Origin of the sequence: Algirhabdus cladophorae, assembly GCF_044772865.1 — a bacterium.
GTDB classification, from domain to species: domain Bacteria; phylum Pseudomonadota; class Alphaproteobacteria; order Rhodobacterales; family Rhodobacteraceae; genus Algirhabdus; species Algirhabdus cladophorae.
The window spans coordinates 159227-182653 of sequence record NZ_CP173029.1 but is presented as its reverse complement, the minus strand read 5'-3'; the positions used below and the strand labels follow the sequence as shown (position 1 = coordinate 182653).

Sequence of the window (23427 nt, the reverse complement as noted above, 5' to 3'; positions counted from 1 at the left end):
CTCAATTCTGAATTTGCCACGCTGCCGCAAAAGCGATCGACCGTCTGAGGTCAGAATAATGCGGTAAATGGCCCATAGTCTGATCCACAACGACAGGCTGTTCACCTATCGTGTTCAAAATCTTAGCCAGCTTATCTGGGGGATGAATTGAATCGTCAGCGCCGTGGTAAAAGCGTCTGGGTACGTTCAAAGCCTTCAACTCGGCCCATTCAAATTGGGTTTGGTTAAAGAAGTCGTGCTTGATCGATTCCGGCGATGTGAGCGTGACCAATCGCAAGCGTTCGCCTTGGTCAGCCCCATCGAATTCTATCGCGATATGATCCAAATCCCGCGCGCTCCGGCGAAAGACAGTTTCAAACATCCGCTGAAACCTGCGATCTCGGGAAACGTATTTACGCAAAGTCGCGACCGTGCGTGTCAAGACGGCCTCGTTGCGCAAGGCCAGTTCAACCAATTCGGCGCCGAAATAGGGAAGACTGGCGGTAGAGCGTCCGGCAGAATAACACGTCGCGATAAAGCTGATCGATTTGACCAGTTCAGGGCGCTGGCTTGCGGCCCGTGTTGCCACTGCCCCGCTGGAGACAAAGGCTAGAACAGGTGCGGCTGCCCCAACAAGCTGATCCAGAACCGCCACCAACCCGTCAGTTGATGCAGCAAGGTGGGCGCCACTTTTTAATATCGGCGCATCCGGGTGCAAAAAACCCGGGCGCAAAGGCCAAATCAACCGCAGTCCAAGTGCCTCGGCTTGTTTGATTTCCTCAGGTCCAATGGGCGGAAAAAACATAGGATGCAAAACAACCAGCGGTGCGCCAGTCACTGGCCCATATTCCAAAACAGGCACAGTGCGTCCATCAGGCGCGACGATGGTCAGTCGTCTCACGTGTTGTGGCAAATAGGCAGCCGCATAGCTGTCGATGTCTGCACTGCTTTGCGGTTTCGCCAATTGGGCAAAGCCGTTCATCATCCGCAAGGTTAAACACCGGATGACTTCTGCTTGTCCGCGCAAATACAATTTTCCCGAAAGGGACTTCATCTGGGACCGTTTTGTTTCGTAGCCAATACCGTCAGCCAAAGCTGCTTGCTTGAGGTCCAAGCCTTCCAGTAACTGCCCAGCCAATCTAAATTCAGCATTGGTCATCTCTGCGTGAGAGCCGTCGTGAAGAATGTCTTTTAATGTGCGTTCGGTGACGATGATCTCACAGTCCAATAGCCGCAGCGCGAAATACCCGTTGTTGGAAACGATCCCTGTCGTCGCCCGAGACCGTGTGATCAATGCCTCGAAAAAGGGATGTGGCGCCACATTATTGGGGATCCGCCAAATAGGATCGGCACCGTGACTTCCATCAGGCAACGGGGCTTCCAATGCCAAACCCTCCGAAAAATCAATAAGCTCTTCTGCCTTAATATTGGGCAGAGAAGAGAGCGCTCGCAAAGCAGAGGTCAGTGTTTCCGACAAAGGCATCTCGGTTCCTTAAGATTGATCCCCAGCATGCCTGAGGGCCGGGCCTGAACGGGCATCGACACCTACCGCCCGCAAATTACAACAGACTATCTCGAAGGGCTTCACCCAAACGGGTGATGTGTTTCGCGTGAGGGCAGGTATGATGTTACCAATCACCGTGGCCACCTTTGCACACCAAATCAACTATTTAAACGTGCGCCGAACCAACCAATCCAAAGGCCACACTTTGCGTGGCCTCAAAACACAGGACTTAAAATGAAAAAACTTGTTAGCACGGCGGCTTTTGTTGCGATTTTGGCGGGCTGTACGCCCGAGGTACAAATGGACACCAAACCCACCGGTTTTGTGCGCGTCAGTGACGCCACCGCCTTTAACACGGCTCTGGCAGACCGCCGCTTGGAATGGCCCGACAATTCAGCAATTTGGTTTCGCCTCAACAGCGATGGAACCATGGATGGAGAACTTAAACGCGGCGCAGTCAGTGGCACATGGAGTTTTGAAAATGGGTATTGGTGCCGCGAGTTTGAAGCCGGAGGGAAAGCAAGCCCTGCTGATTGCCAGTTGGCAGAGCTGATGGGCGATCAAGTCCGTCTGACCCGCGACAAAGGAACCGGTGACGCAGGGATCTATCTGATCAAGTAAGCGGCCAGATCAAAGACCCCAGAATCTAAAGGACAGCCGCGGCTGATGGTCTATCCCATCTGCCATGGCGCACTTGGCCACAACTCTACCAATTTTTGAGCGCGTCTTCGTCTTCGACCTTGGCCACAACCCAATCCGCCCCCTCTAAAGTGATCTCTTTTTTCCAAAACGGGGCACGAGATTTGAGGTAATCCATCAGGAAATCTGCCGCCTCGAATGCCGCTTTGCGGTGCGCCGCGGCCGTGGCAACCATCATGATCGGCGCTCCGGTCTCGAGCAATCCATACCGGTGAACCACCAGCACATCCGCCAAATCCCAACGGGTTTGGGCCTGCGTCGCGATCTCGCGAATAGCGCGCTCGGTCATGGCCGGGTAATGCTCGATCTCCATGGCTTGTAAGCTGCCTGCATCATTGTCGCGCACTACGCCGGTAAAGCTAACCACGGCCCCTACGCGCCCATCCTTGCCGAAATCCGCCAAAAGCGCACCGGTGTCGAATGCCTCAGATTGGACCCGAATATCCACTTAACCGCCTGTCATGGGCGGAAAAAACGCAACCTCGCGCACGCCACTCAAAGGCGCATCAAATTCCACCAGTTCCTGATCAACAGCCACACGCAGCGCACTGATATCGGCAAAGGCCATCGCATAACGTTCTTCACGAGCTTTGAGTTCCTCGACCAGCTCCATCACTGTTGAGGCCTGCGTCTGAACGTTCTCTTTGGGCAGACCAATCCGTTCGCGCACCCATGCAAAATAGACAACATCCATCAATTATCTTCCTTCAGGTAGGGCCGCGATTTTTGGAAATAATCCCAGCCGGTGATCAGGGTCAGAATAGCCGCAACCCAAAGCAAAACGACCCCCGCCCACCAGCTGTAAATCATGCCCGCCTGATACCACAGCAAACCGTTCACATCTTCGATTTGACCAGACATCACGCCGTCAAATGTGGCCTGATCCATACCCCAAGCGTTCATACCCAAATGGTGCTCGAAGATGCCTTTGGCAAAGAGTACGGACAAGGCCACCATCTGGGCCGTGGTCTTCCATTTGGCCAATTTGGTCACTGCCAAAGTGCCAGCCGTATCCCCCAAAAATTCCCGCAGGCCCGAAACAAAAACCTCGCGGAAAAGGATCATCGTGGCAGGCAACAAAATGTAGGGATCCATGCCGGAAAAGCCAGTGACCACACACAGGGCGATGATCACCATGGCTTTGTCCGCGATCGGATCCAGCATTGCGCCAAATTTTGTCTGTTGGCCCCAGGCCCGTGCCAGATATCCGTCGACCCAATCGGTCAAAGCGGCCCCAACAAAGAGGATCAGCGCAAACCAATCTGCATAGGGCCGTGTGAAATAAAGAAACATGATGGCCACACCCGGGGCGGCCAGCAGGCGCAAAAAAGTCAGCGTATTAGGAACGTTCCATGTCATAGCGACTGTGTTACCCTGTTAACCCTTCTCATGGAAGAAGTCATAAATCGCCTCTGCCATATTGTCGGAAATACCGTCCACTGCTTTGAGATCCGCAAGGTTTGCCCGACCTACGGCCTTGGCAGAACCGAAATGCGCCAGCAGCGCGCGTTTGCGGGTCGCACCTACGCCGGGCACATCATCCAAGGGCGTCGCCCCAATGGCCTTTGAACGTTTGGCGCGGTGGGTTCCAATGGCAAAGCGGTGCGCCTCGTCTCGCAAACGTTGCACAAAGTAGAGGACCGGATCGTTATGCGGCAACGCCTTGACGGGCATGCCAGTGCGGTAAAATTCTTCCTTACCGGCGTTGCGGTCCACCCCCTTGGCCACACCAACCATAGCGATATCGCCAACCCCCATTTCATCCATGATCTCGCGCACGGCACTGACCTGTCCGGCACCACCGTCGATCAAAAGCAAGTCCGGCCAGTCGCCCTTGTCCCTGTCAGGATCCTCTTTCAGCAACCGTTTGAAACGGCGCATCAGCACTTCTTTCATCATGCCAAAGTCATCACCCGGGGTCAGATCCTCACCTCGAATGTTGAATTTGCGATAGCTGTTTTTCATGAAACCATCGGGTCCAGCCACGATCATCCCACCAACAGCATTGGTGCCTTGGATGTGCGAGTTATCGTAGACCTCAATCCGTTCGGGCGGGCCGTCCAGATCAAAGGTTTCCGCCAAGCCACGCAGCAATTTGCCTTGGGTCGCAGTTTCGGCCAGCTTACGGGCAAGACTTTCACGGGCATTGCGAAGGGCGTTATCGATCAGCTCGGCCCGCTCGCCCCGTTTCGGGATCGCCAGTTCGACCTTGCGCCCAGCCTTCTGCGCCAGAGCCTCAGTCACCAGATCGTTGTTTTCCACATCATTAGATAAGATCACCACTTTGGCTGGTTCGCGGGAGTTGTAGAATTGCCCGACAAAAGCCTCCATCGCCTCGGCGTGATCCACTTCGGGACCGACACGAGGGTAATAATCGTGGTTGCCCCAGTTTTGATTGGCGCGAATGAAAAACACCTGAACACAGGCTTGGCCCCCCTCCAAATGCAGGGCGATCACATCAGCCTCGGCCACAGTGCGGGGGTTGATGCCTTGGGCGGTTTGCACTTGGGTGAGCGCGCGGATCCGATCGCGCAAGGCGGCGGCCCGTTCAAATTCCATGTCCTCAGAGGCTTGCGCCATATCCTTGGCCAGCTTTTCTTGGATGCCCGTGGATTTGCCCGATAGAAATTGCTGCGCGTCATGGACCGTCGCCGCGTAATCAGCCTTGTTGATATGCCCCACACAAGGGGCCGAACACCGCTTGATCTGATATTGCAAACAGGGGCGCGTGCGGGTCTCGAACATGCTGTCAGAACAATTGCGCAGCAAAAACACCCGCTGCAATTGATTGAGCGTCCGGTTTACGGCCCCTGCACTGGCAAAGGGCCCATAATAGTCGCCACGCTCGGATTTCTTGCCACGATGCTTTTTGACCTGCGGGAAATCATGATCCTTGGGCACAACAATATTGGGAAAGCTTTTGTCATCACGCAGCAGGACGTTGAATTTCGGTTTGAGCTGCTTGATCAGATTCTGTTCCAAAAGCAGCGCTTCTGTTTCTGTTTTGGTCGTCAGAAACATCATATGGGCAGTTTCAGAAATCATCCGGGCAATGCGCCGCGAATGCTGGGCCGAGGGGCGGGAGTAGTTCGACACACGGTTGCGCAGGTTCCGCGCCTTACCCACATAAAGCACACGGTTTTGCGTATCCAACATCCGGTACACGCCCGGCGAGGAGTCGATGGTTTTGAGGTATCCGTGAATAACCTCGTATCCCGTGGGTTGGGTATTGGTGTCGTCCATAGGCCTAAGATATGATTCCCAGCGGGGCCTGCAACGTTAATGCGCCCACAGCAACATAAAACATATTCACTTTTTCTGTGGATAACTCTGCGGGTAACTTCGATGTAGCACGATTTTTCCGTGTAAATATGAAGGCTTCGTTAACTTGCCTAATTTTTAGGCACTATTTCAAGTCATTGAAAATATTGAATAAATTTTTATTAACTTAACAACCAACTGATATCATTAGGAAAATTGTAACACTTTTGTAATCAGATTGGGCCTCAGTGCACAACTTCCCCCAACGTCACTCAACGCCTTGAATATCTGGCGTCTTCCAAGCGAGGTGTTGTCCCCCATCCACACAGAGCAACTGCCCTGTCACAGCCCGTGCAGAGAGGAAATAATCAAGCGCCTGCGTGATGTCTTGCGTGTCTGCGCCGCGTTCCAAAACCGTCGCCGCACGTTGGGCCTCAAAATGGGCTTTGGACTGTCTCGCGCCTTGCAACGTGGGTCCCGGACCAATGGCATTGACCCGGATGTGCGGCGCCAATCCGCGCGCGGCTGTTTGGGTGAGGGTCCACAAACCAGTTTTGGCCAAAGTGTAGGTCATGAATTCAGGGGTCAACTTGCGCACCCGTTGATCAACCATGTTGACCACAAGGCCTGTTGCGACAGGCTCACCGGCTTGCGTGTCGGCGCTGAGGCCTTGCTGCGCCATGGCTTGCATTAAAAACAACGGGGCCCGCAGGTTCGAAGCCATATGCCGGTCCCAGCTTTCTAAACTGGCCGTAGCAAGGGTATCGTATTCAAAAATCGATGCGTTGTTGATCAGGCAGGTCAAAGGCCCACCCAGTGCCTCGGTTGCGGCATTAAACAGGGCCTGCGGGGCCTCTGGATCCAACAGATCTGCCTGCAAGGCCACTGCGTTTTGGTCGAACGCCTGACATTGGGCAACAACCTCACGCGCACCATCGGCCGAACCTGCGTAGTGCACCGCAACATCATAGCCTTTTGAGGCCAAATGTATCGCCATAGCGGCCCCTAGTCGCTGCCCTGCCCCTGTGACCAATGCGCGCTTCATCAAACAGCCTTTCTAAGCCAACAAAAATACCAAGTAGGCGATATATAGCCCGGCCAAAAGGAAACCCCAGATCCGCGTCAAATTGCGCCCAAAATAGACAAACGGGATCAACAGCAAACTGGCCGCCAGCATCACCCATAGATCGAAGACAAGGAACTCTTGATCCACAGGGATCGGCCCTACAAAGCTGGCAATGCCCGTGATGGCCAAGAGGTTGAAAAGGTTCGATCCAATGACGTTACCTAAAGCCACATCCGCCTGACGTCGCAACGTCGCCATAACCGTGGTTGCCAGTTCCGGCAGTGAGGTCCCGATAGCCACGAGGGTCAGGCCGATAATGGCCTCGGAGATATTGAACGCCCGCGCGATGATCGACGCGTTTTCTACCAACAGATGCGCGCCCAAAGGCAGGCCGATCAAGCCTGCGATCAGGAACACGATGATCTTCCACCAGCGCATGTCAGGGTCTGCGCCTTCGACCTCTTCCTCTTGCGCTGCGCCGCCGCTGTCTGCCTGTGCAAAGGCCGTGCGCGCCTGATCAAACAGCACTACCAAGAGGGCCGCAATCAAAACAAGGCCATGGGTCCATGTGATTGGCCCCCAAAAGCAAACAGCGATAAACAGGATCGTGGCGGCGATCATGAAGTTGAACGACTTTCGGGTGTCTAATTCGCTGGTGTGCATTGTGGCAAGGATCGCGGGCACCCCCAGAACCAACAGGATATTGGCGGTGTTTGACCCCACCACATTGCCCAGCGCAATATCGGGCACACCATCAAGGATCGAACTGATCGCAATCAGCAATTCTGGGGCCGAGGTCCCAAAGGCTACAATCGTCAGGCTGACCACCAGCGCAGGGATTCCAAGGCGCAAGGCGAGGTTCACAGCCCCCTTAACCAAAGCGTCCCCTGCAAAAAGCAAAATGACCAGCCCAAGGCCAGTCAATCCAAAAGCGGTGAGCATTAACTTTGTCCCTTACAGCCGCAGGGGCCGCGTCCAATCCGGTAGCGACCACAAGCCTTGCATTTGAGTTGCGCTATTTTCGCCTGTCCGGGGTATTTTAGCCGGCCAAACATCGCCAAAACGACCATACCAATCAAAAAGAACGAGACGATTTTGAGCAGCATAGGTTCAGAGGCCAAACTTTGAATATTGTGCGCGTTCTTCAATCTGGGTCAGAGCATCGCCCACGATATTCGCCCCAAATCGTTGCAGGAACGATTTTCGTTGGCCGTAGACTTGGAACCGAACCTTATCGCCGAACAATTCTTTCATCTTGGGCACCACATGGCCCACGCCATCGGCCAGACCTACATCAACCGCAGCCTGACCGGCCCAAATCTCGCCGGTAAAGAGGTCCTGATCATCAGGTAGTTTGTCGCCGCGACCTTTGCGGATTTGATCCTTAAAGACCTCGTGCAATTGTTCCAGTAACACCTTGAGGCGCTTCACATCCGCCTCCTGTTCCGGCTTGAATGGATCGAGCATGCTTTTGGAATTACCCGCCGTGTAAACGCGACGTTCGACACCGTAGCGCTGCAGCAGTTCATGGGCACCGAACCCTGCCGAGATCACCCCGATAGAGCCCACAACTGAGGCCGGATCGACCCAAATTTCATCCGCGGCAGAGGCAAGCCAATAGCCGCCCGACGCTGCTACATCTTCGACGAAGGCATAAACCGGGATTTCCTTTTCATCGGCCAACCGCCGGATGCGCGCGCCAATCAGCGAACTTTGGACAGGGCTGCCACCGGGGGAATTGATGATGATGGCCACGGCCTTGGGCTTGCCTTTGGCAAAGGCTTTTTCAATGACAGGGGCTATGCCAGCGTCATTTAGCCCGCGCCCTGTGGCGATCATTCCGTTCAACCGAACAACCGCGACGGTCGGATCGGATTTCATAAAAGGGATCCAGCGTTTCATGCAGCATCATGTAGAGCCGCCGAGGCGGTTTCACAAGGCAACCGGGCCGGGGAATTATTGCCGCAGGCGATACCCGGTTTTGAAAATCCACCAAATCACCGCCATGCACGCCACTGTAAAGCCGCCGATTGCCAGCAGGCTGAGCGTGACACTGACATCAGCCGTGTCAAAAAACGCCCAGCGAAAGCCCGAGATCAGATAGACCACTGGATTGAACAAGGTCACGGTTTGCCAAAACGGAGGCAACATGCTGATCGAATAGAAGCTGCCACCCAAAAACACCAATGGCGTGATCACCAGCAACGGGATCAACTGCAATTGCTCGAAATTGCGTGCCCAGATTCCGATGATAAATCCCAGCAGGCTGAACGACAGGCAGGTCAGGATCAAAAAGGCAAACATCGCAAAGGGATGGGCGATGGTTATGTCTACGAAAACAAACGAGGTCGCCAAGATGATCAGCCCAATAATCAGCGATTTCGTAGCAGCCGCCCCCACATAGCCCACCACGACCTCAAGGAAACTGACAGGGGCGGACAGCAATTCAAAGATCGTCCCAAGGAATTTGGGGAAATAGATCCCGAACGAAGCATTCGATGCTGATTGCGTCATCACTGTCAGCATGATCAGGCCCGGAACGATGAACGCGCCATAGCTCACATTTTCAACCGTATCGATCCGGCTGCCAATCGCCGATCCAAAGACCACGAAATAAAGGGCGGTCGACAACACAGGCGAGACAAAGCTTTGTGCCAGAGTTCTAAAAAAGCGCGACATCTCGAAGATGTAGATGGATTTCATCGCTTGCAGGTTCATGCGCTTGGCTCCTTGACCAGATCCACAAAGATATCTTCCAGACTGCTTTGTTCTGTTTGTATATCGCGCAGGATCAACCCCGCCGCTTGCAAATCGTTCAGCAATTTGGTGATGCCTGTGCGTTCTTTGGAGGTGTCATAGGCGTAGGTCAAACTGCGCCCTTCATCAGCCAATTGCAGGCCATAGCCTGCCAGCGCATCAGGCACAGTTTGTACGAAGTTTTGCAATTCGATCCGCATCAGTTTGCGCCCCATTTGGTGCATCAGGTCGGCTTTGTCCTGAACCAGCAGGATTTGCCCCTTGTTAATGACACCGATACGGTCAGCAATCGCCTCGGCCTCTTCGATGTAGTGCGTGGTCAGAATGATCGTAACACCTTCGGCCTTGAGTTGTTCGACGACAGCCCACATGTCCTTGCGCAACTCAACATCGACGCCGGCTGTCGGTTCGTCCAAAAACAAAACGCGGGGCTCGTGGCTGAGCGCTTTGCCGATCAGCACACGGCGCTTCATACCGCCCGACAATTCCATAATTTTGGCGTCTTTTTTGTCCCACAACGACAGATCGCGCAGGACTTTTTCAATATGGGCGGGATTTGGGGCCAATCCGAATAATCCACGGGAAAACGACACAGCTGAGATGACCTTTTCAAACGGCTCAAGCGCTATTTCCTGCGGCACCAGTCCAATCATCGACCGCGTCGCACGATAATCGCGCACCACGTCATAGCCCCCTACCGTGATCGAACCGCCTGTAGGCTGTACGATTCCGCAAATCGTCGAAATCAGCGTCGTTTTGCCTGCACCGTTTGGACCAAGAAGGGCAAGAATCTCGCCCTCAGCGATGTCCAAATTGACCCCATCAAGGGCTTTGAACCCACTGTCATAGATCTTTTCGACGTCCTTAATGGACACAATTGCGGTCATTTCTGAACGATCCTCACGGTTTGGTGATCTTTTTGATATCAAAGCTGCGACTTAAATACACGGACAGGGCTGTGCATACATGCAGAAGTCTTGCGCAAACGCCCTTGGGGTTGAAACTAGGCGATCCGCAAGTCACCCTGATACTGATTGGGGCTTTGCGTCCACAGACCAGCGGATATGCACGCAGCGCCCTATTCACTGGCGCCGAGTGCTGCTAGGGCAAAGTAGTTAGCGCTAACACAGATACAAAGGCTTTTAGGGATCATATGAAAGACGACATTCTCAATCGATTGCAGTTCTCGCTGGGCAAAGATGCAGACCACGCTTCGGTGTATGACTGGCGTATGGCTGTTTCCCTGACGGTGCGCGACCAGATGGTCGATACATGGTTCAACAGCACGAAAGAGGCCTACGCTGCCTCATCCAAACGGGTCTATTACCTATCGATGGAATTCCTGATTGGCCGCCTGATTGAGGATATGATCTCGAACCTTCAACTCGAAGACACTGTGCGCGGCGCCCTGACCGATTTGGGACAGGATTTTGATGAGATCGTGCATGACGAACCTGATGCGGCCCTTGGCAACGGTGGTTTGGGCCGTCTTGCGGCGTGTTTTATGGATTCGCTGGCCACGTTGGGTATTCCTGCCTTTGGCTATGGGATACGCTATGAGCACGGATTGTTTGAACAAAGCTTTGCCCAAGGCCAACAGGTCGAACGGCCCGAAACATGGCTGAACCAACGCCATGCTTGGGAATTTGAGCGCCCCGAAGTCCAGTTTCCCATCTGCTTTGGCGGTCACGTAGACCATCACGATGGCAAGACCACATGGCATCCCAGCGAAAAGGTTCTTGCCACAGCCTATGACACGCCTGTGATTGGCTGGAAAAACGAATGGGGCAATACGTTGCGTTTGTGGTCGGCCGAACCCGTCAGCCAGTTTGATCTCGACAGCTTTAACCGCGGTGATTATCTGGCCGCTGGCCGGTCCGAGGCCTTGGCCCGCACCATCAGCCGCGTGCTGTACCCAGATGACACCACCGACAGCGGCAAGGAATTGCGCCTCAAGCAGGAATATTTCTTTACCGCCGCGTCGATCCAAGACTTGATGCGCCGCTATTTGCAGGACCACGACGACCTGCGCCAACTGCCTGAGCACGTGGCGATCCAACTTAACGACACACACCCCGCCATTGCCGGGCCGGAATTGGTCCGGGTTTTGGTCGACGAACACGGTATCGATATGGCCGAGGCGATCCCGCTGGCCCGTGCCTGTCTGGCCTATACGAACCACACACTTCTGCCAGAAGCCTTGGAAAAATGGGGCGAATGGTTGTTGGGGCGCATTCTGCCGCGCCATCTGGAAATTATCCGCATCATCGAGGAGACCCAACAACGCGAACACCCCGGCAGCCCGCGCATTCTGGAACACGGCGACGTGCGCATGGGGGAACTGGCATTCATTATGGCCCACAAAGTCAACGGCGTCTCGGCACTGCACACTGAACTGGTCAAGGAAACGGTTTTTGCCGATTTGCACCGCATTCATCCCACGCGGATCATCAACCAGACCAATGGTATTACACCACGCCGTTGGCTGTATAACTGCAACCCAGGCCTGCGCGATCTGATCACAGATGCAATGGGAGACGGCTGGGTCGCGGACCTTGAACAACTCACGGCCTTAAAGGCCAAACGCGATGATGCGGCCTTTATGCAGGCCTTCCAAGCGTCCAAACGCGACAACAAAGCCGCCTTGTCCAATTGGATCGGGCAAACCTGCGGCATCGCCTTGGATCCCGATGCGATGTTTGATGTGCAGATCAAACGCATCCACGAATACAAACGTCAGCTGATGAACCTGTTGGAAACCGTCGCTCTTTGGAACGATATGCGTGACAATCCCGATCATGACTGGACGCCACGGGTCAAAATTTTCGGCGGCAAGGCGGCACCGGGCTATTACATGGCCAAGGACATCATCCGGTTGATCAATGACGTGGCCGAAGTGATCAACAACGATCCGGCCACTAAGGGCCGTTTAAAGATCGTCTATCCGCCCAATTACAACGTGACCATGGCGGAACGTCTGATCCCTGCGTCGGACCTGTCCGAGCAGATCAGCACCGCAGGCAAAGAGGCTTCGGGCACAGGCAACATGAAATTCGCCCTGAACGGGGCCCTCACCATCGGCACCTTGGATGGCGCAAACGTCGAAATTCGCGAACATGTAGGCTCCGAAAACTTTTTCCTCTTTGGCCTGACAGCCGCAGAAGTCATGGAACGCCGTCAACATCACGGCTATGCCCGCGCTGCAATCGAGGCCAGCCCACGCCTGCAACGGGTCTTGGGCCAGATCGCAGAAGGGCGGTTCGCCCCCCATGACACCGGCCGCTATCATGGGGTTGTAGGGATGCTTTATGATCACGACTATTTCCTCGTAACCTGCGATTTCGACAGCTATTTCGACGCCCAGCGCCGCGCCGACAACGCCTATCAAAACGCGGACAATTGGGCCGCTATGGCCCTGATGAATACCGCCTCTATGGGCTGGTTTTCCTCGGATCGCACCATCAAAGGCTACGCGCGCGATATCTGGAACGCCCATCCGCCCCGCGCGGCTATGGACCGCAGCGCATGAGCACGTTGGATCAAAGCACTGTAGACGCGATCGTAACAGGCCAGCATATCGATCCATTTTCGGTGCTGGGCCTACATGAGGCAGAAGGCAAGCTAGTACTGCGTGCCATGCGCCCTGAGGCCCATAACGTCACAGTGTTAGACGCAAAAACCGGCAAAAAGATTGTGGCACTGGAGCCTGTGCACGACGGGCTTTTTGAGGCCGTGATCCCACGCCGCAAGAAGCGGTTTGACTACCGTTTGCAGATGACCCGCGATGCGGACACATGGATCGAACGTGATGCCTATAGCTTTGGCGCAGTCATGGGCGAAATGGACGAATACCTTCTGGGCGAAGGCACGCACGGTATGCTTTGGAAAGCACTGGGCGCCCATGTCATGGACCATGACAAAGCCACTGGTGTGCATTTCGCGGTTTGGGCCCCGAATGCCAAGCGCGTTTCCGTTGTGGGCGACTTTAACGGTTGGGATGGCCGCCGCCATGTGATGCGCCGTCGTGGGGCTACAGGCGTTCACGAGATTTTCCTGCCTGATCTGGGTGATGGCACCACCTATAAATACGAAGTTCTGGACGCAAATGGCACAGTCTTGCCACTCAAGGCTGATCCGGTTGGATTTGGGGCAGAATTGCCGCCGCGCACAGCCTCGGTCGTGCGTGATCTGGCGGGCTACAATTGGTCTGATGCAGGCTGGATGACCAAGCGCGGCGCATATCACAAAATCGACACGCCCATTTCGATCTACGAGGTCCATCTGGAAAGCTGGAAACGCGTGCCCGAGGACGGCGGCAGGTCCCTGACCTACCGCGAATTGGCCGCTGATCTGGTACCCTACGCGAAATACATGGGATTTACCCATATTGAATTGACGCCCGTATCTGAATACCCCTTTGGCGGCTCGTGGGGCTATCAGCCCGTGGGCCTTTTCGCGCCCACGTCACGCTTTGGCACACCCGAGGATTTCCGCGCCTTTGTCGAGGCCTGCCATGAGGCCGAAATCGGACTAATCATCGACTGGGTCCCAGGGCATTTCCCAACAGACACCCACGGGCTGGGGGCCTTTGACGGCACTGCCCTTTATGAGCACGCTGACCCCAAAGAGGGGTATCACCCCGACTGGAACACGTTGGTCTATAACTATGGCCGGACCGAGGTTCTGAACTTCCTGATCGCCAATGCACGGTTCTGGTTTGAGGAATATCACATCGATGGGCTGCGCGTGGATGCAGTCGCCTCGATGCTTTATCGCGATTATTCCCGCAAAGAGGGCGAATGGGTGCCCAATGAACACGGTGGCCGTGAAAACCTTGAGGCCATCGCGTTTTTGCAGCGGATGAATGAAGCGGTTTATGCCGCCGACGACAGCATCATGACCGCCGCCGAGGAAAGCACGGCCTTCCCCGGTGTCAGTGCCCCCACCTCTAGCGGGGGTCTTGGCTTTGGGTTCAAATGGAACATGGGCTGGATGAACGACACCCTGCGCTACATGGGCGAGGATCCGATTAACCGCAAATACCACCATGACAAGATGACCTTCGGGCTGCATTACGCGTTCTCGGAAAACTTCATCCTACCCCTCAGCCATGACGAAGTGGTGCACGGCAAAGGCTCGCTGTTAACGCGGATGCCCGGCGATGATTGGCAACGCTTTGCCAACCTGCGCGCCTACTTTGGCTTTATGTGGGGTCATCCGGGCAAAAAGCTGCTGTTCATGGGCTGCGAGTTTGCTCAGGTCGATGAATGGAACAACGAAAGCAGCCTCGATTGGCATTTGATGGACCAGACGCCCCATGCAGGCATGCAACATCTGGTGCGCGATCTGAACAAGACCTATGCCGCCACCCCCGCGCTTTATGAACGCGACTGCAAGCCCGAAGGGTTCCGGTGGATTGACGGCGGCAATGCGGCGGATTCTGTTTTCTCTTGGACCCGTCAAGGCTATGACGGTACGCCGCCCGTATTGGTTGTGACCAACATGACGCCCGTAGCGCGCGAAGGCTACCGGATCGGCGTGCCTGCTTCGGGCCACTGGGCCGAGATTCTGAACACCGATGCCGCGATCTATGGCGGCAGCAACACTGGCAATCCGAATGGGGCAGACAGCCAAGACACGTCAGAACACGGCTGCCCCTATTCTATCGAAATCATCGTGCCACCTCTGGCCACGGTCTATTTCAAACTGAACAACGCATGAACAACACCAACACAACATCCAGTGGGAGGACGTTATGAAGGAAGATCGTTTTAGCTTAGCCCAGCAATCCATGGCCTTTATTTTGGCCGGGGGACGTGGCAGCCGATTAAAGGAAATGACCGATATCCGCGCCAAGCCCGCTGTTTATTTTGGCGGCAAAACACGGATCATCGACTTTGCCCTGTCCAACGCCGTGAATTCGGGCATCCGCCGTATCGGCGTGGCCACCCAGTACAAGGCCCACAGTCTGATCCGGCACATGCAGCGCGGCTGGTCCTTCTTTCGGGCCGAGCGGAACGAAAGCCTCGATATCCTGCCTGCGTCCCAGCAGCTCAATGAGGATAACTGGTACAAAGGCACGGCTGATGCGGTCACCCAAAATATCGAGATCATACGCGGGTATGGTCCAAAATATGTGGTGATCCTTGCGGGCGATCACATTTATAAACAAGACTATTCTTTTATGATCGAGGAACACGTCAATTCAGGCGCCAAAGTCACTGTGGGCTGTATCGCAGTTCCAAGGGCCGAGGCGTCGGGTTTTGGCGTGATGGCCGTTGATAAGGACGACAAAGTCCTCGAGTTCGTCGAAAAGCCCGCCGATCCACCTGCAATGCCCAACGATCCAGACAAATCGCTGGCCAGCATGGGTATATATGTGTTCGAGGCTGAATACCTTTATGAGATTTTGCAAAAGGATGCGGAAAATCCCGACAGCAGCAACGACTTTGGCAATGACATCATTCCCGGCATCGTGGCTGCGGGCGGCGCACGGGCGCATCCCTTTAGCCGCTCATGCGTGATGTCTGGTCTGGAAGACGAGCCGTACTGGCGCGACGTAGGCACAATTGACGCCTATTGGCAGGCCAACATCGATTTAACCGATTTCAAACCAGAGTTGGATATCTTTGCGACAGACTGGCCGATCTGGACCTATTCCGAACTAACCCCACCGGCCAAATTCATCCACAACGAAGAGGGCAGACGCGGCCAAGCGGTGTCTTCGATGGTTGCAGGGGGCTGCATCATCTCAGGCTCTAGCCTTTATCGTTGTTTGCTGTTTACGGGCGTCAAAACCCACTCGTTCTCGCAACTCGAAGGCGTGGTCGCCTTACCATATGCCGAGGTCGGCCGTCGTGCCTTTATCAAGAACGCGATCATCGACCGGGGTGTGAAGATCCCCGAAGGCCTGATCGTGGGTGAAGATCCAGAATTCGACGCCAAACGATTTCGCCGTACCGATGCAGGCATTTGCCTCATCACCCAAGATATGATCGATGCGTTGGGGTAGCAAAATGCAAGTTTTGATGGTCACCTCGGAATGTGCGCCGTTTGCCAAAACCGGTGGTCTGGCAGATGTGGTGGGCGCCTTGCCTGCCGCGTTGGCACCGCTTGGGGTGACTTCAAAGGTGCTCATGCCCTGTTATCCCTCCCTCTTTCCTTTGCTGGCCAAAGGCACGGAGGTTGCACAATTTGCCACGATGCCCGGCGGTCCGGCCCGTGTTGTGGAGGTTGTCAGCGGCGACCTGACCTTGCTTTTGCTGGATGCACCACAACTTTTTGATCGTGCTGGTGGTTTGTATCAGGACGAAACCGGTGCAGAATGGTCCGACAATGCTGTGCGGTTTGGAGCCCTGTCATTGGTGGCTGCCCGGATCTGTATGGGTGCAATTGACGGCTATCAGCCTGATGTCCTGCACGCCCATGATTGGCAAGCCGCGCTTGCGCCCGTTTATTTGCGCATGGCGGGCTACGCTGCACCCAAATCCGTGCTGACGATACACAACATTGCCTTCCAAGGTCGGTTTGGCCCCGACGTTTTAACGCCGCTGGCCCTGAACCCGGATTGGTTCCATCCCGAGGGCCTCGAATTTCATGGGGACGTGAGTTTCCTCAAGGGGGGGATGATGTTCAGCGACGCAATCACCACCGTCAGCCCCACCTACGCGCGCGAGATCCTGACACCTGAGTTTGGGATGGGCCTAGAGGGCGTTCTAACTGTCCGGCGCGATGTGCTGAGCGGGATTTTGAACGGTATCGACACAGACATCTGGAACCCCGCCAAGGATCCTGCCCTAACGCGGGCTTATGATGCGCGCAGCCTGAAACGCAAAGCCGAAAATCGCGCCACGTTGAATACGCGCTTAGGGCTAGACGAGGACCCAAAAGCGCCACTGTTTTGCGTGGTCACGCGTCTGAGCGAACAAAAGGGCCTCGATGCTTTGCTAACTGCTATTCCCCATCTGGTTCAGAAAGGTGCGCAACTGGCAGTCTTGGGAAGTGGTGATGCGGATCTGGAGGCAGGCTTTCGCGCCGCGGCAGATCAATATGCTGGCCGTGTCGGGGCGTATATCGGCTATGACGAGGGTCTGTCACATCTGATGCAAGGAGCCAGCGACGCAATCCTGATCCCGTCGCGGTTTGAACCCTGCGGCCTGACCCAGCTTTATGGATTGCGCTATGGCACCTTACCCGTCGTGGCGCGCACCGGCGGGCTGGCGGATACCGTGATCGACGCAAATATGGCCGGCCTTGCAGCGGGCGTTGCCACAGGATTTGTGTTGGACAGCGTCAGCCAAGCAGGTGTTGAACGCGGCATATCGCGGGTGATCGCCGCCCATAGCGACACCAAACTCTGGCAAAATATGCAACGGGCCGCTATGCGTCAGCCGGTAAGCTGGGATGTCTCGGCGCGCGCTTATTTTGACCTTTATGAACGCATCCAATCATGACGTATCATTCCACAGTCTCACTGGATCTAGAGGCTGGAAACCCGCATCAACTGGGCGCTCACTTCGACGGCAACGGCGTCAACTTTGCAGTGTTTTCGCAACACGGCGAGCAGGTTTTCTTGTGCCTCTTCTCGACCGATGGCACCGTTGAGGAATGCCGCATCCCTCTGCCCGAACGCACGGGATCGGTATGGCACGGCTATGTCCCCGGACTGCAACCCGGCGCGCTTTATGGCTACCGTGTCGCCGGTGCATTTGACCCAACCAAAGGGCACCGCTTTAACCTCAACAAACTGCTGATCGATCCCTATGCGCGCGCCTTTCAGGGCGAATTTAGCACCCATAGCGCGACCTATGCCTATCAGTTCAACGATCCCAATGCAGATCTGTCCTTTGATACGCGCGACAGTGCCGCCCATGTGCCAAAATCTGTGGTGTCCACCCCTGATGATTTCGCACCCGATGCGCAGAACCTCCAACGCGGCTGGGATAACACCCTGATCTATGAGGCCCACGTCAAAGGCCTGACGATCCAGCATCCCGACGTGCCAATGCCCCTGCGCGGCACCTTTGACGGGTTGGCCCATCCGGCAATTTTGGACCATCTGCACAGGCTTGGGATCACCTCAATCGAACTGCTACCTGTCCAAGCTATCAAATCCGAAGCCGCACTCAGCACGCGCGGCCTGAGCAATTACTGGGGCTATAATACAGTCGGGTTCTTTGCACCGGAACCCCGTTATTTTGGCCCAAACGGCGTCCAAGGCTTTCGCAAAATGGTGCAGGCCTATCATGATGCTGGCATCGAAGTGATCCTTGATGTGGTCTATAATCATTCCGCTGAAGGCGATCACCTTGGACCGACCCTCAGCTTTCGTGGGCTCGACAATCTGTCGTATTATCGCCTGCAAGACGAAAATCGCCGCTACTATGTCAATGACACCGGTTGCGGCAACACATTGGATTTTAGCCATCCGTTTGTGATCCGCATGGTGTTGGACAGCCTTCGGTTCTGGGTTCAAGTCATGGGTGTTGATGGGTTCCGCTTTGATCTGGCCACGGTTTTGTGCCGGGAAAAGCATGGCTTTGATCGGCGCAGCGGATTTTTGGACGCCCTGCGCCAAGACCCTATCTTGAGTGGTATAAAACTGATTGCCGAACCTTGGGACATCGGACCCGGCGGGTATCAGTTGGGCAGTTTCCCCTCTGAATTTGCCGAATGGAACGACCGTTATCGCGACACCCTGCGACAGTTTTGGCGCGGCGACGCCCATAGTGCCCAAGGGCTGGGATCTGCCCTGTTAGGATCGGCGGGTGTGTTTGATCACCGTGGTCGGCGGGTGTGGTCGTCGATCAACTATGCAGCCTCCCATGACGGGTTCACGCTGGCGGACACCACGCAATATCTGAACCGGCACAATCAGGCGAATGGCGAGCAAAACCAAGATGGCCACCGCGCCAATCACAGCGATAATTTCGGTGTCGAAGGCCCTTCCGATGATCCAGACATCAAACGCAAGCGCGCCCAGCGCCAACGCAATCTACTGGCCAGCGTGATGGTGTCCCAAGGGACACCGATGCTGCTGGCTGGCGACGAAGGTGGCCATTCCCAAGGTGGTAACAACAACACTTACTGTCAGGACAATGCAATAAGCTGGCTGAATTGGCAGGATTTCGACACCGACCTTGTGGATTTTACTGCAGCCCTTTCCACGTTCCGCCGCAGCCATCCGGTACTGGCTCAAATGGATTTTCTGCACGGTGCGATCCGGACCTCTGATCTGAAACCTGATGTGGAATGGCGCGGGTTTTCAGGGGGGGCGCTGGACTGGAAAAACCCGGATCTGGCGCAGATTTGCCTGCACCTGCGCGGCACCGCGGAAAACCAAATTGGAAATGGGTTGAAAGACGAGGTTATCTTGGCCTTCAACCGCACAGACACAGATGCAGAATTGACCCTGTCCGACCTTGAACAAGGCACTTGGGTTTGTGAAATCAATACGGCAAAAGCCTTTCAAACGCCCAGCCACATCACGGCATCAACGGCCCTGATACCTGCACAATCGCTTTGCGCCTTTTGCCCATTGGACCACACTGCAAAATGAACTCGCCAGACGAGATGTTGCGGGCGCTGGCCCAAGCCCACGGCGTCCACACTGGGTTTCATGATCTGAACGGGCGCTATCATACGGCCCCGCCCGAGACGTTGCGCGCTCTTTTGACGGGCCTTGGGGTGGATCCAACTGATCCTAACGACGCCTTTTTGGAAAACACCCAAAAGACGGAAAACCGAACCCTGCCGCGCGAATTGAGTGCCTTTGCAGATGAGAACCTCACAGTGCCAGTGAAGCATCCTTGTGAATGGGTGCTCACCGATGAAGACGACGCCATCATCGCCCAAGGCCGTGCCACGGATACTATCGATTTGCCGATCCGGCCTGTGGGCTATTTCCACCTGCGCATTACTGCGAAATCTCAGCACAGCGATTGTTTAGTTCTGTCCAAACCGCGCCGCGCGCCGTCTCTTGCCTCCAAACTCAACGGCGCCAAGGGCTGGGGCATGACTGCGGCGCTTTATGGGTTGCGCAGTCAAACTAATGGCGGGCTTGGGCATTTTAACGACCTGCGTGATACGGCCCAGACACTTGGGGCGATGGGCGCACAGTTTTTGGGGATCAATCCCATCCATGCGTTGGGGCGTGGGCGTGACGATATCATCAGCCCCTATTCGCCCAGCCATCGGGGTTTTTTCAACACTGATCATTTAGCCTTACCGGATGGGTTGGGACCAACTCCGACTGACGCACTAATTAACTACGACGGTTTTCGAAAGGCCCATCGCACAGCCCTAGAGGCCGCCTTTGAAACGTTTTTGACCTCGACCCAAAGGGGGGATTTTGAGGCTTGGGCCAAAAACGCGTCGCCTCAAATGGCGCAATTTGCCCAGTTTGAAGCGATCAGCGAACAGCACGGGCCGGATTTCCAAAAGTGGCCAAGGGATTTACAGACAATTGGCCCTGCCGCAGAAAACGCCGCCGCCGACCGCGCCCCATTTCACATGTGGCTGCAATGGATGGCGAAGACCCAAATCAACGCAGCCCAAGACGCTGCAACCGCAGCCGGTATGGGCCTTGGGCTTTATCTGGATCTTGCAGTTGGACCACGTCTTGATGGGGCCGAGGTTTGGATGAACCCCGCCACTATCGCCCGTGGCGTCACCATTGGCGCGCCCCCGGATCATCTCAGCCCTGCTGGGCAATCTTGGGCTTTGGCCGCGCACGCACCAGGAAAACTTGCGAAAAATCACTACCAACCATTGCGGGCGATGCTGTCGAAACTCATGGCAACTTGCGGGCTTTTGCGCATCGATCACGCCCTTGGGTTGGCCCGCAGTTTTTGGCTGCCCGAGGACGGCAGTCCCGGTGGCTACATCACGCAACCGTTTGCCAGCTTGCTGGCTGTGATCATGATTGAGGCCCACAAAAACGACTGCGTGATTGTTGGCGAAGACTTGGGACTTGTCCCGGACGGGTTTCGGGAAGCCATGAATGCCGCAGGCCTTTACAGCTATGCGGTCTGGCAATTTGAGGGGCGCGGAAACGACACTATCGCGCCTTCCAGCACCTTGGCACCGCAAGCATTGGCCTGTTTCAGCACCCATGATACGCCAACCCTAAAAGGGTTTTGGCACGGGGCGGACATTGAATGGTGGACCAAGGTTGGATGGATTAACGACGCAGAGCGTACAGCACGCCACGGGATCCGCGCCAAACAAAGAACCAGTTTGCGCGCAGTTTGCGGCCTGACACCAGATGCGCAACCAGACCAAGCAATGCACGCCATTCACACCCATTTGGCCCGCGCGCCTTCGGCCTTGGTCAGTGTCCAGCTGGAAGATGCCCTTGGTTTGACACAGGCGCAAAACCTACCGGGCACCATAAACGAGCATCCAAATTGGCAACGCCGCCTGCCTGTCGCAGTCCAAGACCTTGGACAATCACAGGCTTTGCGTCAAATTGCTGATATCCTGCAGGCAAATCGCCCTGCACAGCCGTCTGAACCGGAGACCGATCATGACCCCAATCACCCATAACTGCACCCCGTTTGAGGGCCAAAAACCCGGCACCTCCGGCCTGCGGAAAAAGACCAAAGTGTTCATGCAACCGGGCTATGTGGAGTGCTTTGTCCAGTCTATTTTCAACGCCATTGGCGGTGTTGCTGGCAAAACATTGGTCGTTGGCGGTGACGGCCGGTATTACAACGCCGAGGCCATCCAGATCATCCTGCGCATGGCCTCAGCCGGGGGGGCCAAACAGGTGATCGTGGGCCAAGGCGGCCTGCTGTCCACACCAGCGGCATCACATTTGATCCGCAAGCGCGCCGCGGATGGGGGGCTGATCCTGTCGGCCAGCCATAACCCCGGCGGGATCGATGCGGATTTCGGCCTGAAGTATAACATCAGCAATGGCGGACCGGCCCCCGAAGGCATCACTGACGCCATTTTCGCGCAAACAAAAAGCCTGACCAGCTATGTCACGCTAGAGGCACCTGATCTGGATCTGGCCACCATTGGCACCCATTCTTTGGGCGAGACACAGGTCGAAATCGTCGACACCGTCGCAGACTACGCAACCTTAATGCAGGAGCTTTTTGATTTCGACGCGATCCGGGATTTGATCCAAAGCGGTTTTACCCTGCGGTTTGATGCGATGCATGCGATCACTGGCCCGTATGCCACGACCATTTTGCAAGACATGCTGGGCGCCCCGAAAGGCACAGTTTTGAACGGGGTGCCGTCAGTTGATTTTGGCAAAGGTCATCCAGATCCGAACCCGATTTGGGCCAAGCCATTGGTTGATATGGTGATGGCACCGGAAGGACCAGACTTTGCCGCCGCCTCGGATGGGGATGGGGATCGCAATATGATCCTTGGACGCGGGATCTATGTCACGCCGTCGGACAGTTTGGCGGTTCTGGCTGCAAATGCGCATCTGGCCCCAGGGTACGCCAAAGGGATCGCAGGTGTGGCCCGGTCCATGCCCACCAGCCGCGCCAGCGACCGTGTGGCCAAGGCATTGGGTGTCGACAGCTACGAAACCCCAACGGGGTGGAAATTCTTTGGTAGCTTGCTGGACGCGGGCCGCGTGACCCTGTGTGGCGAAGAAAGCGCTGGCACCGGCAGCGACCATGTGCGCGAGAAAGACGGCTTATGGGCCGTGTTGTTGTGGTTGAACATATTGGCCCAGCGCAAAACTTCTGTGCAGGACATCCTGACTGACCACTGGTCGACCTATGGCCGCGATTACTATTCGCGTCATGATTATGAGGCCGTAGATGCGACCGCTGCAAATTTACTCATGGCTGACCTGACTAAGGCCCTACCAGATCTGGCGGGCCAAGCTTTTGGCCCATGTACGATCACCCAGGCTGATCAGTTTTCCTACACAGATCCAGTGGATGGATCCGTCAGCCAAAATCAAGGGCTGCGGCTACAGTTTAGAGACGATGGTCGCGCAGTACTGCGCCTGTCCGGTACCGGGACCGAAGGGGCAACGCTGCGAATTTACTTAGAACGCTATGAAGGGCCCAACGGTGACTTGACCATCGAGACCCAAACAGCACTCAGCGATCTTGCGCAGGCCGTGAACACCCTGTGCGATCTTGAAAACCGCACCGGGCGTTCGGCCCCTGATGTGATGACTTAGAAG

18 protein-coding genes are annotated in these 23427 nt (G+C 55.5%); 8 read left to right on the top strand and 10 right to left on the bottom strand.

Annotated elements, in window-relative coordinates:
- Position 1: 1 nt before the first annotated feature.
- Complete coding sequence (locus ACIRQ6_RS00795; protein ID WP_420862227.1) at positions 2-1462, bottom strand: alpha/beta fold hydrolase; 1461 nt, start codon at positions 1460-1462, stop codon at positions 2-4.
- Positions 1463-1717: 255 nt separating this feature from the next.
- Between ACIRQ6_RS00795 and ACIRQ6_RS00790 the strand changes: the two genes are divergently transcribed.
- Positions 1718-2104 (top strand): hypothetical protein, encoded by a 387-nt coding sequence (locus tag ACIRQ6_RS00790; protein WP_420862226.1) that lies wholly within the window; start codon positions 1718-1720, stop codon positions 2102-2104.
- 85 nt (positions 2105-2189) lie between these two features.
- On the opposite strand, the gene ACIRQ6_RS00785 is transcribed toward ACIRQ6_RS00790, so the two are convergent.
- The 9 genes from ACIRQ6_RS00785 to ACIRQ6_RS00745 all read right to left on the bottom strand — a co-directional run bounded on the left by ACIRQ6_RS00785 (position 2190) and on the right by ACIRQ6_RS00745 (position 10153).
- Positions 2190-2630 (bottom strand): molybdenum cofactor biosynthesis protein MoaE, encoded by a 441-nt coding sequence (locus ACIRQ6_RS00785; protein WP_420862225.1) that lies wholly within the window; start codon positions 2628-2630, stop codon positions 2190-2192.
- On the bottom strand, positions 2631-2876 hold the full coding sequence (gene moaD, locus ACIRQ6_RS00780; RefSeq protein ID WP_420862224.1) for a molybdopterin converting factor subunit 1: 246 nt from the start codon (positions 2874-2876) through the stop codon (positions 2631-2633).
- Positions 2876-3541, bottom strand: coding sequence for a CDP-diacylglycerol--glycerol-3-phosphate 3-phosphatidyltransferase (gene pgsA / locus ACIRQ6_RS00775; RefSeq protein WP_420862223.1), 666 nt, complete (start codon positions 3539-3541; stop codon positions 2876-2878). Before pgsA ends, moaD begins: the two co-directional genes overlap by 1 nt.
- An 18-nt stretch (positions 3542-3559) precedes the next feature.
- Entirely contained in the window at positions 3560-5425 is a 1866-nt protein-coding gene (gene uvrC, locus ACIRQ6_RS00770; RefSeq protein WP_420862222.1) for an excinuclease ABC subunit UvrC, read from the bottom strand.
- Between the two features lie 286 nt (positions 5426-5711).
- A complete protein-coding gene (locus ACIRQ6_RS00765) occupies positions 5712-6488 on the bottom strand; it encodes an SDR family oxidoreductase (RefSeq protein ID WP_420862221.1) in 777 nt (258 codons plus the stop codon).
- A 12-nt stretch (positions 6489-6500) separates the two neighbouring features.
- Positions 6501-7451 (bottom strand): calcium/sodium antiporter, encoded by a 951-nt coding sequence (locus ACIRQ6_RS00760; protein ID WP_420862220.1) that lies wholly within the window; start codon positions 7449-7451, stop codon positions 6501-6503.
- Between the two features lie 168 nt (positions 7452-7619).
- Positions 7620-8411: a S49 family peptidase gene (locus ACIRQ6_RS00755; RefSeq protein ID WP_420862219.1), complete on the bottom strand. Its 792-nt coding sequence runs from the start codon at positions 8409-8411 to the stop codon at positions 7620-7622.
- 54 nt (positions 8412-8465) lie between these two features.
- Positions 8466-9227: an ABC transporter permease gene (locus ACIRQ6_RS00750; protein WP_420862218.1), complete on the bottom strand. Its 762-nt coding sequence runs from the start codon at positions 9225-9227 to the stop codon at positions 8466-8468.
- The gene (locus ACIRQ6_RS00745; protein WP_420862217.1) at positions 9224-10153 is read right to left on the bottom strand and encodes an ABC transporter ATP-binding protein; all 930 of its coding nucleotides are present in this window, start codon (positions 10151-10153) and stop codon (positions 9224-9226) included. Before ACIRQ6_RS00745 ends, ACIRQ6_RS00750 begins: the two co-directional genes overlap by 4 nt.
- A gap of 266 nt (positions 10154-10419) precedes the next feature.
- Here ACIRQ6_RS00745 and ACIRQ6_RS00740 point away from each other — a divergent pair, with 266 nt between their 5' ends.
- The 7 genes from ACIRQ6_RS00740 to ACIRQ6_RS00710 are packed head-to-tail and all read left to right on the top strand — an operon-like array spanning position 10420 to position 23424.
- Positions 10420-12795: a glycogen/starch/alpha-glucan phosphorylase gene (locus ACIRQ6_RS00740; RefSeq protein ID WP_420862216.1), complete on the top strand. Its 2376-nt coding sequence runs from the start codon at positions 10420-10422 to the stop codon at positions 12793-12795.
- Positions 12792-14987 (top strand): 1,4-alpha-glucan branching protein GlgB, encoded by a 2196-nt coding sequence (gene glgB / locus ACIRQ6_RS00735; RefSeq protein WP_420862215.1) that lies wholly within the window; start codon positions 12792-12794, stop codon positions 14985-14987. The genes ACIRQ6_RS00740 and glgB overlap by 4 nt, the downstream gene beginning before the upstream one ends.
- Positions 14988-15021: 34 nt before the next feature.
- Complete coding sequence (glgC, locus tag ACIRQ6_RS00730) at positions 15022-16278, top strand: glucose-1-phosphate adenylyltransferase (RefSeq protein ID WP_420862214.1); 1257 nt, start codon at positions 15022-15024, stop codon at positions 16276-16278.
- 4 nt (positions 16279-16282) lie between these two features.
- Positions 16283-17719 carry a glycogen synthase GlgA gene (gene glgA / locus ACIRQ6_RS00725; protein WP_420862213.1) on the top strand — a complete coding sequence of 479 codons (1437 nt, stop codon included), beginning with the start codon at positions 16283-16285 and terminating at the stop codon, positions 17717-17719.
- On the top strand, positions 17716-19824 hold the full coding sequence (gene glgX, locus ACIRQ6_RS00720; RefSeq protein ID WP_420862212.1) for a glycogen debranching protein GlgX: 2109 nt from the start codon (positions 17716-17718) through the stop codon (positions 19822-19824). Before glgA ends, glgX begins: the two co-directional genes overlap by 4 nt.
- Positions 19821-21812, top strand: a complete 1992-nt coding sequence (gene malQ, locus ACIRQ6_RS00715) for a 4-alpha-glucanotransferase (protein ID WP_420862211.1) — start codon at positions 19821-19823, stop codon at positions 21810-21812. Before glgX ends, malQ begins: the two co-directional genes overlap by 4 nt.
- Positions 21793-23424, top strand: a complete 1632-nt coding sequence (locus ACIRQ6_RS00710; protein ID WP_420862210.1) for an alpha-D-glucose phosphate-specific phosphoglucomutase — start codon at positions 21793-21795, stop codon at positions 23422-23424. Before malQ ends, ACIRQ6_RS00710 begins: the two co-directional genes overlap by 20 nt.
- Positions 23425-23427 lie beyond the last annotated feature (3 nt).

What these genes read in the sequence shown, in the direction of transcription:
- ACIRQ6_RS00795 (WP_420862227.1), bottom strand. Translation starts at nt 1,462, where the DNA reads ATGCCTTTGTCGGAAACACTGACCTCTGCTTTGCGAGCGCTCTCTTCT.
- ACIRQ6_RS00790 (WP_420862226.1), top strand. Translation starts at nt 1,718, where the DNA reads ATGAAAAAACTTGTTAGCACGGCGGCTTTTGTTGCGATTTTGGCGGGC.
- moaD (WP_420862224.1), bottom strand. Translation starts at nt 2,876, where the DNA reads ATGGATGTTGTCTATTTTGCATGGGTGCGCGAACGGATTGGTCTGCCC.
- pgsA (WP_420862223.1), bottom strand. Translation starts at nt 3,541, where the DNA reads ATGACATGGAACGTTCCTAATACGCTGACTTTTTTGCGCCTGCTGGCC.
- uvrC (WP_420862222.1), bottom strand. Translation starts at nt 5,425, where the DNA reads ATGGACGACACCAATACCCAACCCACGGGATACGAGGTTATTCACGGA.
- ACIRQ6_RS00765 (WP_420862221.1), bottom strand. Translation starts at nt 6,488, where the DNA reads ATGAAGCGCGCATTGGTCACAGGGGCAGGGCAGCGACTAGGGGCCGCT.
- ACIRQ6_RS00760 (WP_420862220.1), bottom strand. Translation starts at nt 7,451, where the DNA reads ATGCTCACCGCTTTTGGATTGACTGGCCTTGGGCTGGTCATTTTGCTT.
- ACIRQ6_RS00755 (WP_420862219.1), bottom strand. Translation starts at nt 8,411, where the DNA reads ATGAAACGCTGGATCCCTTTTATGAAATCCGATCCGACCGTCGCGGTT.
- ACIRQ6_RS00750 (WP_420862218.1), bottom strand. Translation starts at nt 9,227, where the DNA reads ATGAACCTGCAAGCGATGAAATCCATCTACATCTTCGAGATGTCGCGC.
- ACIRQ6_RS00745 (WP_420862217.1), bottom strand. Translation starts at nt 10,153, where the DNA reads ATGACCGCAATTGTGTCCATTAAGGACGTCGAAAAGATCTATGACAGT.
- ACIRQ6_RS00740 (WP_420862216.1), top strand. Translation starts at nt 10,420, where the DNA reads ATGAAAGACGACATTCTCAATCGATTGCAGTTCTCGCTGGGCAAAGAT.
- glgB (WP_420862215.1), top strand. Translation starts at nt 12,792, where the DNA reads ATGAGCACGTTGGATCAAAGCACTGTAGACGCGATCGTAACAGGCCAG.
- glgC (WP_420862214.1), top strand. Translation starts at nt 15,022, where the DNA reads ATGAAGGAAGATCGTTTTAGCTTAGCCCAGCAATCCATGGCCTTTATT.
- glgA (WP_420862213.1), top strand. Translation starts at nt 16,283, where the DNA reads ATGCAAGTTTTGATGGTCACCTCGGAATGTGCGCCGTTTGCCAAAACC.
- glgX (WP_420862212.1), top strand. Translation starts at nt 17,716, where the DNA reads ATGACGTATCATTCCACAGTCTCACTGGATCTAGAGGCTGGAAACCCG.
- malQ (WP_420862211.1), top strand. Translation starts at nt 19,821, where the DNA reads ATGAACTCGCCAGACGAGATGTTGCGGGCGCTGGCCCAAGCCCACGGC.
- ACIRQ6_RS00710 (WP_420862210.1), top strand. Translation starts at nt 21,793, where the DNA reads ATGACCCCAATCACCCATAACTGCACCCCGTTTGAGGGCCAAAAACCC.